The organism is Chroococcidiopsis sp. SAG 2025 (assembly GCF_032860985.1).
Taxonomy (GTDB): domain Bacteria; phylum Cyanobacteriota; class Cyanobacteriia; order Cyanobacteriales; family Chroococcidiopsidaceae; genus Chroococcidiopsis.
The window spans coordinates 1,294,621-1,312,149 of record NZ_JAOCNC010000001.1 but is presented as its reverse complement, the minus strand read 5'-3'; the positions used below and the strand labels follow the sequence as shown (position 1 = coordinate 1,312,149).

The window sequence follows — 17,529 nt, the reverse complement described above, 5'->3', positions numbered from 1 at the left end:
GCTTTACAGTTGAATTGGTTCGCCGTAAGTTTCGCTGAAACAAACGCGATCGCTTTTGAAGCGTCCACCGTATTGTTTGAAAGGTTCGGCAGCGTAGCCGAGGGCGACTAAACAGCAAACATCAACTTGGGGTGGAATATTAAAGGCTTCTTTGACTTGTGCTGTAGAAAAGCCTTCCATCGGGCAGCTATCAACGCCGAAGCTTTTAGCAACTAACATCAGATGGGCGACAGCTAGCATGGTGTGGCGGTTCGTCCAAGCTTCCATCGACTCGAAACTGGGATGATTTTCAAAGAAAGACGGAATTTGCGATCGCATATAGGTGGCAAAGTCTTCGTTCATCGCTCCCACTTCCGAACCTAATGCGATGACGGCTTCAATATTTTCCATTTCAGCGCTGGCGCGATCGCCACAACAAATTAATACGACTGGGGCTTCCCCTACCTGGCGCTGATTAAAGGCACAGGCTTTCAGTTTGTCGCGATTTTGTTGTTCGCGTACGACGATGAACCGCCAAGGCTGGAGATTAAAGCCGGAGGGAGCGCGTAATCCTATCTGAAAAATTGCTTCTAGAATTGCTTCGGGAATTGGATTGGAACGAAACGCTCTAGCCGCACGGCGCTGCTCGATCGCTTCTTTCAAACCAGTGGAAGGATGAATGTCTACAGTCATTTTGTTTACTAAATATTGAGTATTAATCTAATATTTTAAGTATAAATGATTTAAGTTTAAACAGTTATTGGCGATCGGGCATGGCAACTAACAACCATCAACCATTTCTTAATCAATCCCTAACTCGCGTTTGAGAGAATCAATTGAGTCAGTGGCAATATAATTTTCGCAACAAACGAGTTGGGGCGGGCGAATAATGTTTTCTCTCGCAGCTTGAACGGCGGCTCTAACAGCAGTATAACTGGCGCGATCGCTAATAATTAAGTGGGCGCTTTTGACAATGCCATTAAGCTTATAGCTATCTCCTGTTTGGGCTGTTCGTACTAGTAGTTCGCTTCCCCGCAGGCTATAAATAATTACTTCAGCAGCTCTTAACAAGCCAGAGCTGAGGCTGACGATTCCTACACAGTTACCCTTTGGTAATTTTTTCAAAGTTTGAATTTCTTGACTGTAATCGTAGACATCTACAGGAATGACGCGCACTCCTTTAGGTGAGGCGATCGCTTCTGCAACACCAATAAAATAGCGACTCGTCACCACCGTACCAGAAGGTGTTTGTTCTAGAATTGCTGCTAATTCCTCAATCGGAACTAGCTGAACGGAGACACCCAATGCTTTTTGCAATTCATCCACCATCAACTTACCCGCACCGATATCATCACTTGGAACCGTCACCAAGACTTGAGCGCTACTACGCAATCGCCAATCAATTTCAGCGATAAATACTTCCCGTGCTTCGTTGAGCGAACAGCCTAACTTGAGTAATTCCTCTAAACTGCGTCGGACAATCTTTTCTGCTGCGGGATACTTTTCGATCACGGGGGAAGACGAGCGGGGGCTGCTATTATGAGCTTGAGCGCGGACGTAGATGCCCGAACCTGCCAAACTTTCGACTAAACCATCTTCCTCCAGCTGACGATAAACTTTACTAATAGTGTTGCGATGCAAACCAGTCTGGATTGCTAAAGCTCTCGTGCTGGGTAAACGCTGTCCAGGTGGAAACTGTCTAGAGGCGATCGCATAAAGGATTTGATTGTAAAGTTGAGTAGAAGCAGGAATATCGCTATCTGGCTGAATGTGAAATTGAACCATTTTTTTAGGGAGTCGGGAGTCGGGAGTCGGGAGTCGGGGGAAGAGGGCTGAGGGAGCAAGTCAAAATTCAAAATTCACGCATTAATTCCGAATTCCGAATTTTGCCCACGTACCACGCACCACTCCTTGATAACTGAATCTATACCATCATGACAGATAAAGAAATTCAGACAAATCACGTCAAAATTTCGGCTGACGGTTTGGATATTGATGCATACCTAGCAGCACCAACAGTAGATGGGACGTATCCTGGGATTGTTGTGTTACAAGAAGTATTTGGAGTTAATTCCCACATCCGGGATATTACGGAAAGAATTGCTAAGCTAGGATATGTGGCGATCGCTCCCGCGTTATTTCAACGCCTCGCACCAGGTTTTGAGACTGGCTATACTCCAGAAGAATTGGAAGTGGGAAGAAAATATGCTTGGGAGCAAACCAAAGCGTCAGAACTGTTAAGCGATATCCAAGCCGCGATCGCCTACTTAAAAGCTTTACCTCAAGTCAAACCAAACGCAATTGGTTGCATCGGCTTTTGTTTTGGCGGTCACGTCGCTTATCTAGCTGCCACTTTACCAGATATTAAAGCGACTGCGGCTTTTTATGGGGCTGGCATTCCTACCCGTACTCCTGGTGGTGGTTCTCCTACCCTAACTCGTACATCCGAGATTTCCGGCACAATTTATGCTTTTTTTGGCTTGGAGGACGGGAGCATCCCTACCGACCATATAAACCAAATTGAAGCCGAACTTACTAAACATCGCATCTCTTATAAGATCTTTCGCTATCATGGAGCAGGTCACGGCTTCTTCTGCGATCGCCGCACAAGCTATAATCCAGAAGCTACAGCTGATGCCTGGGAGCAAGTGAAACAACTGTTTAATAATTTGTAATTCGTAATTCGTAATTCGTAATTGTTAATGGTTAATGGTTGATGGTTAATGGCAATTAACTATTAGTACAACTCCCAACTCCTGTACGGGCGGGTTTATTCGCAGAATTCTGGGTTATTTCACGGATATCCTGTAAAAACCCGCCCCTACGACTCTCGACTCCCTTTTTGTATTCCTATGAAATCTGATTCGACCCCATCTGTATCTAGCTCATCGTTCTCGATGGAGGATTTTGCTAAAGCACTGGAACAACATGATTATCAGTTCCAGAAAGGGCAAACAGTACGCGGTAAAGTTTTTCAATACGACAGCAACGGCGCTTATGTCGATATTGGTGGTAAATCCGCTGCTTTTCTCCCAGCAGATCAAGCTTCCCTACAACAAGTTACGGATTTATCTACCGTAATACCTTTGCAAGAGGAACTAGAGTTTCTGATTATCCGCGACCAAGATGCAGATGGACAGGTCACTTTATCGCGCCGTCAGTTAGAAATTCAGCACATTTGGGAGCGCATCGAGCAGATGCAAGAGAATCGCCAGACAGTGCAGGTACGAGTGACAGGAGCAAATAAGGGTGGCGTGACAGTAGACGTGCTGGGTTTGAGAGGTTTTATTCCGCGATCGCATTTAGTTGAAAAAGAAAACATGGAATCGCTCAAGGGTCAAACCCTGACAGCTAGTTTTCTGGAAGTCGATTACGACAATAAAAAACTCGTCCTTTCCAATCGCTTAGCGACTCGCGCCAGTAGCTTCAGCCAATTGGAGATCGGTCAACTCGCTACAGGTAAAATTTCCAGCATTCAGCCTTTTGGTGTGTTTGTCGATCTTAATGGAGTCAGCGGTCTACTCCACATCAAGCAAGTAAGCCAAAACTATACCGCTTCTCTACCCGCCCTGTTTAAAATTGGGCAGGAAATCAAAGCAGTAATTATCGATTTGGATGAAGGTAGAGGCAGAATTTCTCTTTCCACAAAAGTCTTAGAAAACTATCCAGGGGAAATCCAAGAGAAGATGGACGAAGTGATGACAAACGCTGAAGCGAGAGCCAATAAAGCCAGAAAGTTAGTCAGCGAAGAATGACATAAAGGTAGAGACGTTACATGTAACGTCTCTACCTTTACAAATTACGAATAAACTCCTGCCATCTGCCGCCCAATTAAAGCATCTCCAGATTGAACGTCAAACCAGTGCAGGTGTTGAGGTGGTAGGGTAAGAGCAATTTCTTCCTCTTCGTTCCAACGACGGTCTGTGGGTAGCAACGCCCGCACGATCTGCGTTGGGGCGCTGTGACTTTCGACCCGCGTATTGACCAAATAGTTCATTCCCAAGTTTTCCACAACGTTGACTCGCCCTCGGACAAAGCTAGTATCGCCAGGTCGAGCAATGCCGACGTTTTCAGGACGGATACCCAAAATAATTTCTGGTGGTATGGTGGGCAAGTCAGGTAGGGGAATTTGAAAATCTCCCAGCATTGCCGATCTACCTTTACAGGGTAAAGTAAGCAAATTCATTTGGGGACTGCCAACAAATCCTGCGACAAATCGATTTGCTGGATGATTGTAAATGCGATCGGGCGAGTCGAGTTGCTGTAAGTACCCATCATTGAGCAAAGCCACCTTAGTAGAAAGCGTCATTGCTTCAGTTTGGTCGTGGGTGACGTAGACTACAGGGGCTTTTTGGGCTGCAAATATGCGCTTGAGATCGGCGCGGACTCGTTCCCGCAATAACGCATCGAGGTTACTTAGGGGTTCGTCTAACAAGAATACCTGAGCTTGACGTACCAGCGCCCGACCGACAGCTACCCGTTGTCTTTGTCCGCCAGATAGCTGTCCTGGTTTGCGGTTCATTAACTCATCCAGTCCCAATAGTCTGCTAACTTCCGCTACCCGTTGTTCGATGTCGGCGCGAGAAACTTTTTTCAGCTTCAGTCCAGAAGCGAGGTTTTCGCTTACCGTCATGTGCGGGTAGAGAGCATAGCTTTGAAATACCATCGCCATATTGCGATCGCCTGGTCGTTTGGAGGTGATATCTTCCCCACCCAAAAAGATGCGTCCGCGAGTTGGGGCATCTAACCCTGCAATCATCCGCAATACTGTAGACTTACCACAGCCACTAGGACCGAGTAACGTCAAAAATTCTCCATCATCCACAGTCAAACTCACATCTTTAACTGGGACAACTTTAGGAGCATAAGTTTTATTTAAATTTCTGAGTTCGAGTTTAGCCATTTTTAAAAGTGAGTAGTGAATAGTTAGGAGTGGGGAGTGAGGGGTGAGGAGTGAGGAGTGAGGAGTGAGAGAATTTTGGATGCGCGGATTGCAGATTTTAGTTATCGCTCCCTTGTCCTCCTTGTCCCCTCATTTTTCCCTCGCTCCTCGCTCCTCGCTCCTCATCCCTTAACAGCTCCAGCAGTCAGACCTTGAACGATCTTGCGCTGGAAGAAGAGTACGAGGAGAATTAAAGGTAGAGTGCCTAAAATGGTTGCAGCAGCGATGGGTCCGTAAGGAATTTCAAATACCGAAGCTCCACTCAATTGAGCAGTTGCTACGGGTATGGTTTTCATTGATTCTCGCGAAATAAATGTTAGGGCAAAAATGAACTCATTCCAAGCAGCAATAAAAGTAAGAATTCCTGTCGTCACTAAAGCAGGAAGAGTCATGGGTAATAGAATCTTCCATAGTAATTGAAATGTGTTGTATCCATCCACTCGCGCTGAATCTTCCAAATCTTTAGGTAGTTGTTGGAAAAAACTTCGCATTACCAAAATGGTTAGAGGTAAATTAATCGCCGTGTATGGAATTATTAGCGCTAAAAAGTTGTTGGCTAAATTGGTGACTTGAACGATTTCCAAGAGTCCTAGAAATAGTAATACCGTGGGAAATAGGGTAACGATTAGGACGATCGCGAGAATAACTTCCTTACCCACTAATCGCAACCGTGCCAAAACATACGCTGCTGGTGCGCCAAAAGCTAGACACAGTAGGGTAGAGGTAATAGAAACAAAGGCACTATTTAAAATGTAAAGTCCAAATGGACGACGGGTAAATAGAGATGCGTAATGCTCGAAGGTGAAGCGAGTGGGAAAGTAAACTGTAGGAACGGCTGAGATGTCTTCGTTAACTTTTACGGAAGTTAATACCTGCCACAGCACGGGGGCGAGGAAGAATATGACAACTAAACCTACAGCAATTGGCAGCCAAATGGCTCGCCAATTTATCCCTGCTTTGGCTTGCGATCGCGATTGTGCAATTGCCATAATTAACGTACTCCTGCGGCATTAGCCCGCGCTCTGGTTAAGAGGAAGGATGCGATCGCTACAGCAATGACTAAAATCAAAAATGTCACAACAATCAACGCCGAACCGTAGCCGAAATCTAAATAACGCATCACTGTACTGTAGATATAAATTGAAACCGTTTCCGTTGCCCCACCAGGACCACCGCCAGTCATAACTTGAATTAAGTCGAAGATAGCGAAAGCTTGAGCAAAACGGAACAACAAAGAAACAATTATTTGCGGCATTAACAAGGGGACGGTAATCTTCCAAAAACTCTGCCACGGAGTCGCACCATCTAAAGAATGCGCTTCGTACAAGTCGCCAGGAATTGACTGCAACCCAGCCAGCAACAGCAATGCAATAAATGGTGTTGTCTTCCACACGTCAGCTAAAATGACCGCAATCATTGCCAGTGTCGGATTTCCTAACCAACTAATCCCTGTTTCAATGAATCCCAAGCGGCGTAATATATCGTTAACGACACCATACTGGTCGTTAAAAATCCACGCCCACGCAACCCCCATGACTGCTGTTGGCAAAGCCCAAGGAATTAAGGTAATTGTCCGCACAATTCCCCGTCCTTTAAAGGCTTGGTTAAGTACCAAAGCGACACCAATACCTAAAATTAATTCTGACAACACGGAAGCGGTTGTAAACACGGTGGTGTTCCACAAACTTTGCCAGAATCGCCCGTCGTTGAACATCCGCCCGTAATTACTCAAACCGGAGAACACCAGTTCTAATTCAGTTCCCAGGTTTTGCGTAAAGACGCTCAGCCAAAACGCTCGTAAAATTGGATAGGCATACACTACCAACATGACAATTAATGCTGGTAAGAGTAAGATCCATCCAGTTTTCTGTTCTCTTTTTTGTACGACATCGAGTTTCATATTGTGTTCGTCATTTGTCATTCGTCATACCCTTCGAGAAGGGCTTTGCTCTATGTCATTCGTTATTTGTCATTTGTAGTTATTACTTTTGACTTTTAACTTTTGACTTTTCTTAAGTTTGATTTCGACCTAATAAAGTGCGGGTTTCTTTAGCAGCCGCTTCCATTGCTTGTTCGGGACTCATACGGTTGGAAAGGGCAGCACTGAGGTAACGTTGCAAAATATCAGAAGCTTGCGCGTATTGGGGAATTGCCGGACGCAGAACTGCTTTTTGAGCAATTTGCAGCAACTCTGGAAAGTAGGGATATTTTGCCACAACGTCTGGGTCGGTAAATAATTCCTTCCGGCTGGGTACGTATCCCGCCCCTAAGATAAATCGCTTTTGCGCTTCCCGACTCATAAAGTATTGCAGGGCTTTCCAAGCCTCTTCTTTATGGGTCGAGTTACTCGAAATACCAAAACCCCAGCCTCCTAAACAAGCACCGCTTGTTTCTCCAGGGGCGTGAACCATTGGTTTAATAGCTACTCGATTTCTAAGTTGAGAACCTTTTTCATTTGCTAAAGGTAAGACATAGGGCCAGTTTCTTAAAAAGGCAACTTGACCGCTTTGAAATAGGCGGCGAGTGTCCTCTTCAATGTATGTTGTGACCCCTGGTGGAGAAATACCTTTTTCAATCGTACTGCGGAGAAACTGGACTGCTTGAATTGCCTCTGGTTTGTCTAGCCCAACTTCCTGTGTATCTGAATTTACCCAAAATCCGCCATAACCTTCAAGAACTTCAACGAACATTGCTGACAGTCCTTCATATTGCCGTCCTTGCCAGACATAACCCCAATCGACTTTATCTTGTTTTTGTAAAGTTTGAGATGCCTGAATTAAATCCTGAAAGGTTTCTGGCGGTTTTAATCCTGCTGCTTTGAGTAAATCTTCGCGGTAGTAGAGTATGCCAACATCTGCACGGATTGGGATGCGATATAATCCATCCCTGTATCTTCCTGCTTCTATATCTTGGACTGTAAATGCTTTTAATTCCTCTGGACTTACCCGATTTTGCAAGTCCATCAACCATCCAGCCGCCGCAAATTTTGGTGTCCAAATGATATCTAAAAGTACTAAGTCGTAAGGAGATTCACCTAAGAGAAAAGCTGAAGAGTAAAGGTCCTCAATTAAATTAGCCGCATTCGGTCCTTCAATGACATTGATGCGAATCCCTGGATTTTCTTTCTCAAAGTCTTGAAACATTCCTGCTCGTAGATCTTTGACATCGGGTGCAAGAATTAAGGTATTCAAGACAACTGGTTGCTGTGCCATCACTATCCATGCTGTCAGGATGATACTAAGGGACAGCACGAAGAGCAGCATCCATCGATACCACTTTTTCAGCTTTTGATGGAGAGTATGCAGTTTGTTTTTTGACTGACGATCCATTGTGATGTTAAGAGTTCAATCGATGTGAATTGAAATGTTATTGAATTGAAAATCGATCGTTTGGTTAACTAAAATTGCGATCGCCGATCGCATCCGCTTTTAGACTGAGTATATTCAAGCACTCAATCCAGTAGAAATTTTGCTATTGGTGTTGAAGTAAATCAACAACTATGTTGTACTAAACCAACATGAAACGATTTTACCAGTTTATTCCTGCTTAGATTGAGTCTGACTTCAATCCCGTTCTAAGTCGCAATTTTCTAGTTAAAATTACTTATGGTATTAGCAAATTATCCCGCAATTTATAAAATAATCTAATTGTAATTAAGACTACAACTCTCTCAAGATATAGGGAGGCGATCGCAATAAACTGTCTCAGGGCGTATGTTTCTTGCTCGAATAAAGTGATAGTCTTCCCGCTGATGAGAATTTACTTTTCACTTCAACCCTATTTAGAGTTAAATTCTGTAAAGTACATATAAATTTAGCTAATAAACATTCGTTAGGCGATCGCTTCTAGTAAAATTGCTTGCTTTAAAATATTAACTTTTATGTATATTTTTACTATCAAAACATTTTAAGAAATATGACTAAGTAAGTTTATATAGCATGTCTATTATTAAAAAATAGATTGTTTGAAGGCGATCGCTGCCAAAACTCAAATATTAATTTTTGTATGTATTAATTCTCTTAAATAAATTAAAAATTATTAAATTTGTCTTGACTAAAAATGCTTATTAATTTAGTTGCATTGCAGCTAAAATTGTCAAGCTAAGAATGAATCTCAAGATAGAAGTAAAACAACTCTGAATCTTCGAAAATAAGCAAAATTAGATTTTAAATTGGTAATTGGTAGTTGGTCAACTGATAGCTAGTCAAAAGTTACAAGTCAAAAGTCAAAATAAAATGGTCACTGGTCACTGATAACTAATTATGTCTCCTGGTGCATTAATTTTTGTGGCGATGCTAGGTGTCGCCCTCCTTTTATTTCTCGTCATTGGCGTGCGCTTGCAAGCATTTGTTGCCCTACTGTTGACGAGTCTGTTTGTTGCCATAGCAGCGGGTATACCGTTAGATAAAATAGCCGAAACGATCCAGCAGGGAATGGGCAGTACCCTCGGCTTTATCGCGATCGTGGTAGGCTTAGGGACGATGTTTGGTGAAATGCTGCGGGTATCTGGCGGCGCGGAAGTGCTAGCAGCTACGTTAGTGAAAAAATTCGGTCAAGATAAAGCTCAATGGGCTTTGAGTTTAACAGGTTTAATCGTAGCGATTCCCGTTTTTTTTGATGTCGGGCTAATTATTCTCATCCCCTTAGTGTACGGTTTAGCAAAACGCACGGGGAAGTCATTGTTATATTATGCCATTCCCCTGACGGCTGGATTGGCGATCGGTCATAGCTACATTCCCCCCACTCCTGGTCCTGTTGCAGTCGCCTCGTTAATTAATGCAGACTTAGGTTGGGTAATTTTATTTGGTGCGATCGCTGGGATTTTTGCTACGATTTTCGGTGGTGTATTTTTCGGTAAGTATATAGCAGGGAAAATTCACGCTACAGTTCCAGAATACATGGAAATTGAAGCACCAAAGCACGAACTCGGCAAGGAACCACCTCGCTTTGGTACGATAGTTTCTATCATTGCTATTCCCTTAATATTAATTCTGCTCAATACTGTTTCTACAGTCATTTTGCCAGAAGGAAACTTTTTGCGGAACTTCCTTACCTTTTTAGGACACCCATTTACAGCTTTAATGATTGCTGCCCTACTTTCCTTTTATGTTTTAGGAATTAAACGCGGATATTCCCTTGATGAAGTGCAACAAATTGCTACCAAATCGCTAGAACCAGTAGGATTAATTATTTTAGTCACGGGTGCTGGGGGTGTATTCGGTAGAGTTTTAGTCGCCAGTGGTGTTGGGGATGTTTTAGCTAGGGCAATGGCAGCCTCAAATTTACCAATAATTCTGCTAGCATTTCTAATTGCAACTGCCGTGCGAGTCTCCCAAGGTTCAGCTACAGTATCGATGGTAACAGCAGCAGGAATCATGGCTCCAGCAATTGAAGCGGGGAAATATTCGCCGCCTATGGTAGGCTTGATAACAATTGCGATCGCCTCTGGTGCAACCGTACTTTCCCACGTCAATGATTCGGGTTTTTGGTTGGTTAGCCGTTATTTAGGATTATCAGAAAAAGAAACTTTGCGGGCGTGGACGGTAATGGAAACAATCGTTGGTTGCGTGGGATTTTTAGTTGTGTTTATTATCAGTTTCTTCGTGTAGCAAGATTTGAAATTTGGATGTTTTCTGTTACTAATCGATTAATTAGAAGCTGAAAACTCAATATTCTCATAAAGATCTGCAATTTGAATTTGAAATTCAAAAACCCTAAAAGATAGCGTCACGTTAGGATCGTCATATTCTGAGAGCAACCATTGATTAGTAGCAGTTTTGACATAGTGTTCTACATGGATGCTGTACTGGTCGATTAGTAAATATTCTTGAAAAGTATTAATGGTACGATAAGCAACAAATTTTTCACCACGGTCGTAGTCTCGCGTCGATTTAGATAAGACTTCGGCAATAAAACATGGATTAACTAATGTATCTGTGCGTCCCTCTTTAAATTGGAGAGGCTTTTCGACTACCATGACATCAGGGTATGTATATAAGTTGCGATCGCCAATCCAAAGCCGTTGGTCGATATGAAATGTTTCGTATGGCTTACGTCTCATAGCGACGCTCAAAGCGATATAAAGATTTCCACTGATGCGGTTGTGTGCGGGTGTACCTCCTGCCATTGGGATAATTGCTCCATTACGGTATTCGTTGCGGGTTTCGGACGCAACTTCTAGTTCGAGATACTCTTCAGGTGTGTAGGTTCTTTGTTCGAGTGCTGGTGTCATGATGTAATTTCATCCCGCTCTAGAAAAAAATAGAATCTGCCAAGGATTAGCGATCGCGCACCTACAATAGTACTATCAGTCAGAAGATGTTACTTGTTTGATAAAAGTGACAACTCTTTCTACTTCTTGAAACCCTACTTTTGTATGAAAATCATAACTTGCCGTATTTTCCAATAAAGCATCTGAAGCAAGCTCCACACATCCGCATTCAATTGCCCATTGTTGAGCATATTGAATTAGTTGTGTACCTACACCTTGTTTTCGATATTCATCTTCTACATAAATCCCTTCTACATAAGCAACAGGACTCCGAGTCGCACCTGGAACATAGTCGTAGCGCAGCGAAAGATTCATAAATCCAATTGCTTTGTCATTATCATCTTTGACTAAAAATCCTGCTTCCCGAGGAGAGTGGAGAATATTTGTCAGACTTCTTTGCATTTCTTCAACTGATTCATCTGACCACAGTTTTAATGCTAAGTTTAGCCATTCATGAAAATCCTCCTGAGTAACTTTGACAATTTTCACGTTTGGCATTTTACCTCTTTAATTTTTCTGTTCCTGCTATTGTAATTGTCTCACAGCTATCAGATGCAATTCAGACAACGATCGCGACTCAGAAGCAACTGTTATTTAAGTTAAAGCAATCGCGCTTTCTCTCTAATAAAAACCTAAAATTGATTTTATAAATAATTTTTCTCTGTCCCCTTATCCCCTCAGTTCGCCCAGTTGGACGACTCTCTCTTTCCCCTACTCCCTGCTCCCTTCCCATCATGAACTACTTCCTCGGCGTAGACATCGGCACAACCAGCACCAAAGCGATCGCATTTTCTCATGATGGTACGATAAAAGGTAAGGGCAGTCAGGGATATGAAATTATCGTCCCGCATCCAACCTGGGCAGAACAAGATCCAGAAACGCTGTTTAATGCGGTCATTACCCGTGCGTCAAGCAATGGATACTGGTATATCTAAACAAGAAATCGCCGCAGTTGGTTTTAGTACGGCAACTCATAGTTTACTGCCAGTAGATGCTAACAATAAACCCTTATCAAATATCATTATTTGGGCGGATAATCGCAGTGTCGATCAAACAGAAAGATTGAACCAAGATAAGATTACTCATAACTTATATCTGCGAACGGGAAGTCCGATTCATCCCGTCTCTGTTGTTACTAAACTCATGTGGCTGCAGGAAAAAGAACCAGAAATTTTCCATAAAGCAGCAAAATTTATTTCAATCAAAGAGTATATTTTCTTCAGACTTTTTCAACGTTATGTAGTAGATTATTCTATTGCTTCCGCGACAGGGTTATTTAACTTACAATACCTAAATTGGGATGCAGAAGCTTTAACAATAGCAGGAATTCAAGCGGCACAATTAAGCGAATTAGTCCCTACCACCCACATCTTACGCGGGATGCAAACTGAGTATGCAGAAGCAATGGGACTCGATCCGCATACACCTGTCGTCATTGGTGCAAATGATGGTGTACTGGCGAATTTAGGCGTAGGTGCGATCGCCAGTAGCGAATTTGCCATTACCATCGGTACAAGTGGTGCAGTACGTACTGTAGCCCCCGCACCGATTACCGATCCGCAGATGCGAACTTTTTGTTATGCCCTCACCGAGAAACATTGGGTTATCGGGGGACCGACAAATAACGGTGGAATTGTTTTACGATGGTTGCGCGATCGCTTTTGTTACCCAGAAGTAGAAGCAGCGAAACGATTGGGTATCGATCCGTATGACGTGATGATTCAAGCAGCGATGGAAATACCCGCAGGCGCAGAAGGATTGATCTGTTTACCCTATTTATCGGGAGAACGCGCCCCCTACTGGAACCCTAAAGCGCGGGGTGTCTTCTTTGGTTTGAATTTCAACCACACGCGATCGCATACAATTAGGGCAGCAATGGAAGGAATTATCTTCGCCGTCTACAGCATCAACGTGGCAATTCAAGAAATTACTGGAACTACAGGAGAAATTCGCGCTTCTGGCGGTTTTGCCCGTTCTCAAGCATGGTTGCAAATGATGGCAGATGCATTTGGTATGGTGGTAGCGATGCCAGAGGTTTACGAAGCCAGTGGCTACGGGGCAGCAGTATTAGCAATGTACGCCATCGGTGCGATCGCCGATTTAGCTGACGTGCAACCGACAATTAAAATTCGCGATCGCATTTCGCCCAATCTCGACTTGACACGCACCTATCATCAGTTATTCTCGCGCTATCAACGTTTATATCGGCAGCTAGAGGCAGAGTTTTAACAGTTAATTGTCGTAGGGACGGGTTTAGCAAATGAATTCACAACCCCAGCAGTCAATCTTGAGTACAAAACCCGCCCGTACAATCAGGGACGGGTTTAGCAAATGAATTCACAACCCTAGCAGTCAATCTGGAGTCAAAACCCGCCCGTACAATCAGGGGCGGGTTTAGCAAATGAATTCACAACCCCAGCAGTCAATCTGGAGTCAAAACCTGCCCGTACAATCAGGGGCGGGTTTAGCAAATGAATTCACAACCCCAGCAGTCAATCTGGAGTCAAAACCTGCCCGTACAATCGTATGTCAACCATCAACCCATTACCAATTACCCATTACCAATCGAAAAGCAATCTACTTTTAGATAGATGTCTTAAGGAAGAGAATTGCTTCAAAGTAGCGAAAGGTAGAATGTAAAAGTATGTCAGTAAAATGCTCGGCAATTAAGTATATTATATAACTGGTAGTCAAAATTATTTCTACCTTTTGTCCTCTGCTTTCTGCCTTTCTCGATCGCCTGAAAAGTACTGCATCTATAGATAGGATCTATGACACAGCACCGCACAGTTCTAATTGTTGATTGTTGTGCGCCAGATCGAGAAATTTATCGAGAGTATCTCCTAGAAGACCAAGAGGTTAAGTATAAAATTTTAGAAGCGGAATCAGGGCAAAGTGGTTTATTACTGTGTCAATCGCGATCGCTTGATGGAATTTTATTAGAATATCAACTACCAGATTTAGATGGTTTGGCATTTCTAACGACGCTGAGACAGCAAGCAGGTGAAGATTGCCCTCCCGTCGTCATGGTAACAGGTCATGGGAATGAGGCGATCGCAGTCAAAGCACTAAAAAATGGTGCAGTAGATTATCTCGTGAAAGGGCAAGCCACAGCTGATGAATTGCGGCAAGCAGTAGGTAGTGCGATCGCCAATACTCAACTACGGCAAAAACTACAAGCTAGCGAACAACGGTTTCAAACATCTGTAGAAAATTTACTCGACTGTTTTGGCATTTATTCAAGTATTCGCGATGAGTCTGGACGGATCGTAGATTTTCAAGTTGAATACGTCAATGCAGCGGCTTGCGAACAGAATTGCATGACGCAAGAGCAGCAAATTGGGAGAAGACTTTGCGAGTTACTTCCCGCTCACAAGGACAGTGGTTTGTTTGAGGAATATTGCCAAGTTGTAGAAACAGGCAAACCACTAATTAAAGAATCTCTGGATTATACAGATATTTATGGCGATCGCTGCTTAAACCGAGCTTACGATATTCGGATTAGTAGATTAAATGATGGGTTTGTTGCGGCTTGGCGAGATGTCACGGCACGCAAACAGGCAGAAATCGAGCGAGAAAAAATACTAGCTCAAGAAAAACAAGTGCGGGAGGCGGCGGAAAGAAATAAACAGCAATACCGTTTATTAGCGGCAAAACTGCGAGAGAGCGATCGCCGTTTTCGCGCCATCTTCAATTCCACATTTCAGATGATTGGTTCGCTCTCCCCTGAAGGAATTTTACTCGAAGTGAATCAAACTGCCCTAGATTTTGCGGGAGTGGCAAAAGAAGAAGTTATCGATCGCCCGTTTTGGGAAACCAAATGGTGGACGATTTCACCCGAAATTCAAGCACGGTTACGAGAAGCGATCGAGCAAGCGGCGGCGGGGGAATTTGTTCGATATGAAGTGGATGTATTGAGTGCAGGTGACAGGGTAGCAACGATTGATTTTTCCCTCAAACCAGTGTTTGATGAAACCGGACAAGTCGTGTTGCTTATTCCTGAAGGGCGAGATATTAGCGATAAGAAACAAGCTGAAGCAACCCTACGAGATGTTTACGCTCAATTAGAGCAACGCGCAGCCGCATTAACACAGAGCAATCAGAATTTGCAGGTGGCGTTAGAGGAACTCCAAATTTCTCAAGAGGAACTTAACCAACAAAACGAAGAACTAATCCAGGCTCGTAATTTAAGCGAAATACAAACCCAACGGTATCAAGATTTATTCAATTTTGCTCCAGATGGATATTTAGTTACCAATTGCCAAGGCATAATTCAAGAAGCCAACAGAGCTATAACGAGCTTGCTAGCGATCGACCAACAACAGTTAATTGGCAAACCTTTAAACGCCTTTGTCGCTCCGCAAGAAATGCAGGTTTTTTGGAGACAGTTAAATCGATTTGCAGCAAAGGCGAATCATTCTGCATCCGCGCAACTAATTCAAACTTGGGAATTGAACTTAAAACCCTTCCGAGGCAAGCCTTTTCCGGCTGAAGTTTCGCTGGCGGCGATCGACAATGGTCAAGAAGATTTAGTCGGTTGGCGTTGGTTGATTCGAGATATTACACAACGCAAACAAGCCGAAGCAGCTTTGCGTCAAAGCGAAGCGCTCTTCCGAGGCGTGTTTGAATCCGATCTGATCGGAATTCTCTTTTGGAACGCAGAAGGACAGATTATCGATGCCAACGAGACCTTTTGTCGCATGACTGGCTATTCGCGACAAGAAATGCAAGCTGGACAAGTTCGCTATAAGAATATTACACCGCCGGAATACCACGCAACTGACGCTCAAAAGTTAGAGACTATACAAACTACAGGTCAATACGCTCCATTTGAGAAAGAATACATTTGCAAAGATGGTAGTCGTATTCCGATTTTACTCGGTTGCGCTTTTCTGCCAGGGTATAGTGATCGCGGTGTTGCTTTTGTATTAGATATTAGCGAGAAAAAGCGATGGGAACGAGAACGGGAAGCACTTTTAGCCAAAGAACAGCTAGCCCGCAAGGAAGCAGAACGAGCCGATCGCAGCAAAGATGAATTTTTGGCGATGGTTTCCCATGAATTGCGATCGCCCCTTAATTCGATTCTCGGCTGGGCAAAACTGCTGCGTACCCGCAAATACGATCCTCAAGTAGCTGCCCGTGCTTTAGAAACGATCGAGCGCAACGCTCAAGCACAATCCCAACTGCTCGAAGACTTGCTAGATGTCTCGCGCATGATTCGGGGAAACCTCCGCCTCACCCTTGCCCCTGTTAATCTCTTGAATGTAGTCGACTCAACCGTAACGAGCTTGAAACTAGCAGCCCAAGCCAAAAACATCGATTTACAATTCGGAATTCAGAATTCAGAATTCCGTTCACGCAGTGTAGCGTCAGCGTCTATTCCAAATTCTCCCTTCATGGTTTCTGGCGATCTCCATCGTCTCCAACAAATTGTCACCAACCTGCTGACGAATGCAATTAAATTTACTCCTAACGGCGGACGAGTTGAGATTTCGCTCAAACGAGTTGAGCAGGGAGCTGAGGGAGAAAAACCACGCACCAAGCACTACCCAATTACCAATTACCAATTACCAATTACCAATTACCCAAAATTTGCCCAAATCCAAGTCACCGATACAGGACAAGGTATCAGCCCTGAATTTCTACCTTATATTTTCGAGCGCTTTCGGCAAGCTGATGATGTGACGACGCGCTCGAAAGATGGCTTAGGATTAGGGTTGGCGATCGCCCGTCATTTAGTTGAATTGCACAGGGGAACGATCGCGGCTGCAAGTTTAGGAGAAGGGCAGGGGGCGACTTTTACTGTCACGATACCTTTACTGGAAACTAGACAGGGGGATGGGGAAGACAAGAAGGACAAGGAAGACAAGGGAGATTTGCCCCTCCAAGGTATCCGAATACTTGTGGTTGATGATGATGCAGATGCGCGGGACTTTTTGCATTTTGCTTTGACCCTAGAGGAGGCGGAAGTCAAGGTAGCAAGATCGGCTAAAGAAGCACTAGAAATCTTGAACCAATTTCAACCAAATGTAATTGTCAGCGATATTGGAATGCCAGAAGAGGATGGCTACTCTCTGCTACGTCAGGTGCGATCGCAAACGGCAGCCAGAGGAGGCGAACCAATTTTCGCGATCGCTCTGACTGCTTTTGCTAGAGAGTCAGACCGTCAAAGCGCGATTGCGGCTGGTTTTCAGCGTCATCTCGCCAAACCTGTGGTCGTAGCAGAGCTAGTCGCCGCGATCGCCAATCTCATCCAAAGTTGATGATTCTCAGTCAAAATCAATATTTAAATTTAGCTCATTTCCTCTGAATTTATTCCCCCACAAACGCCTTTTGT

Annotated in this window: 13 protein-coding genes and 1 pseudogene; 6 read left to right on the top strand and 8 right to left on the bottom strand. The window is 43.9% G+C overall.

Annotated elements, in window-relative coordinates:
* Positions 1-3: 3 nt before the first annotated feature.
* On the bottom strand, positions 4-672 hold the full coding sequence (locus tag N4J56_RS06305; RefSeq protein ID WP_317105683.1) for a nitroreductase family protein: 669 nt from the start codon (positions 670-672) through the stop codon (positions 4-6).
* 108 nt (positions 673-780) lie between these two features.
* Positions 781-1,764 carry a GntR family transcriptional regulator gene (locus N4J56_RS06300; protein WP_317105682.1) on the bottom strand — a complete coding sequence of 328 codons (984 nt, stop codon included), beginning with the start codon at positions 1,762-1,764 and terminating at the stop codon, positions 781-783.
* 149 nt (positions 1,765-1,913) lie between these two features.
* On the opposite strand from N4J56_RS06300, the gene N4J56_RS06295 reads away from it, so the two are divergent.
* Both N4J56_RS06295 and N4J56_RS06290 read left to right on the top strand, forming a co-directional pair.
* Complete coding sequence (locus N4J56_RS06295; protein ID WP_317105681.1) at positions 1,914-2,654, top strand: dienelactone hydrolase family protein; 741 nt, start codon at positions 1,914-1,916, stop codon at positions 2,652-2,654.
* 177 nt (positions 2,655-2,831) lie between these two features.
* Positions 2,832-3,734, top strand: coding sequence for a S1 RNA-binding domain-containing protein (locus N4J56_RS06290; protein WP_317105680.1), 903 nt, complete (start codon positions 2,832-2,834; stop codon positions 3,732-3,734).
* A gap of 44 nt (positions 3,735-3,778) precedes the next feature.
* Here the strand turns inward: N4J56_RS06290 and N4J56_RS06285 are convergent, their stop codons facing one another.
* From N4J56_RS06285 to N4J56_RS06270, 4 genes are all read right to left on the bottom strand, one after another.
* Entirely contained in the window at positions 3,779-4,882 is a 1,104-nt protein-coding gene (locus N4J56_RS06285) for an ABC transporter ATP-binding protein (protein ID WP_317105679.1), read from the bottom strand.
* A 161-nt stretch (positions 4,883-5,043) separates the two neighbouring features.
* Positions 5,044-5,910, bottom strand: a complete 867-nt coding sequence (locus tag N4J56_RS06280; protein WP_317105678.1) for a carbohydrate ABC transporter permease — start codon at positions 5,908-5,910, stop codon at positions 5,044-5,046.
* A 2-nt stretch (positions 5,911-5,912) separates the two neighbouring features.
* A complete protein-coding gene (locus N4J56_RS06275) occupies positions 5,913-6,821 on the bottom strand; it encodes a carbohydrate ABC transporter permease (RefSeq protein WP_039717513.1) in 909 nt (302 codons plus the stop codon).
* Between the two features lie 112 nt (positions 6,822-6,933).
* The gene (locus N4J56_RS06270; RefSeq protein ID WP_317105676.1) at positions 6,934-8,250 is read right to left on the bottom strand and encodes an ABC transporter substrate-binding protein; all 1,317 of its coding nucleotides are present in this window, start codon (positions 8,248-8,250) and stop codon (positions 6,934-6,936) included.
* Between the two features lie 933 nt (positions 8,251-9,183).
* Here N4J56_RS06270 and N4J56_RS06265 point away from each other — a divergent pair.
* A complete protein-coding gene (locus N4J56_RS06265) occupies positions 9,184-10,530 on the top strand; it encodes a gluconate:H+ symporter (RefSeq protein WP_317105675.1) in 1,347 nt (448 codons plus the stop codon).
* A 38-nt stretch (positions 10,531-10,568) separates the two neighbouring features.
* Here N4J56_RS06265 and N4J56_RS06260 read toward each other — a convergent pair whose 3' ends face one another.
* Both N4J56_RS06260 and aac(6') read right to left on the bottom strand, forming a co-directional pair.
* Positions 10,569-11,153: a Uma2 family endonuclease gene (locus tag N4J56_RS06260; RefSeq protein ID WP_317105674.1), complete on the bottom strand. Its 585-nt coding sequence runs from the start codon at positions 11,151-11,153 to the stop codon at positions 10,569-10,571.
* Between the two features lie 75 nt (positions 11,154-11,228).
* A complete protein-coding gene (aac(6'), locus tag N4J56_RS06255; protein ID WP_410500437.1) occupies positions 11,229-11,681 on the bottom strand; it encodes an aminoglycoside 6'-N-acetyltransferase in 453 nt (150 codons plus the stop codon).
* A 245-nt stretch (positions 11,682-11,926) separates the two neighbouring features.
* Here aac(6') and N4J56_RS06245 point away from each other — a divergent pair.
* The 3 genes and pseudogenes from N4J56_RS06245 to N4J56_RS06235 all read left to right on the top strand — a co-directional run bounded on the left by N4J56_RS06245 (position 11,927) and on the right by N4J56_RS06235 (position 17,455).
* Positions 11,927-13,421, top strand: a pseudogene (locus N4J56_RS06245) (gluconokinase).
* Between the two features lie 172 nt (positions 13,422-13,593).
* Entirely contained in the window at positions 13,594-13,779 is a 186-nt protein-coding gene (locus tag N4J56_RS06240; RefSeq protein WP_317105670.1) for a hypothetical protein, read from the top strand.
* Positions 13,780-13,963: 184 nt separating this feature from the next.
* Complete coding sequence (locus N4J56_RS06235; RefSeq protein ID WP_317105669.1) at positions 13,964-17,455, top strand: PAS domain S-box protein; 3,492 nt, start codon at positions 13,964-13,966, stop codon at positions 17,453-17,455.
* Positions 17,456-17,529: the final 74 nt, after the last annotated feature.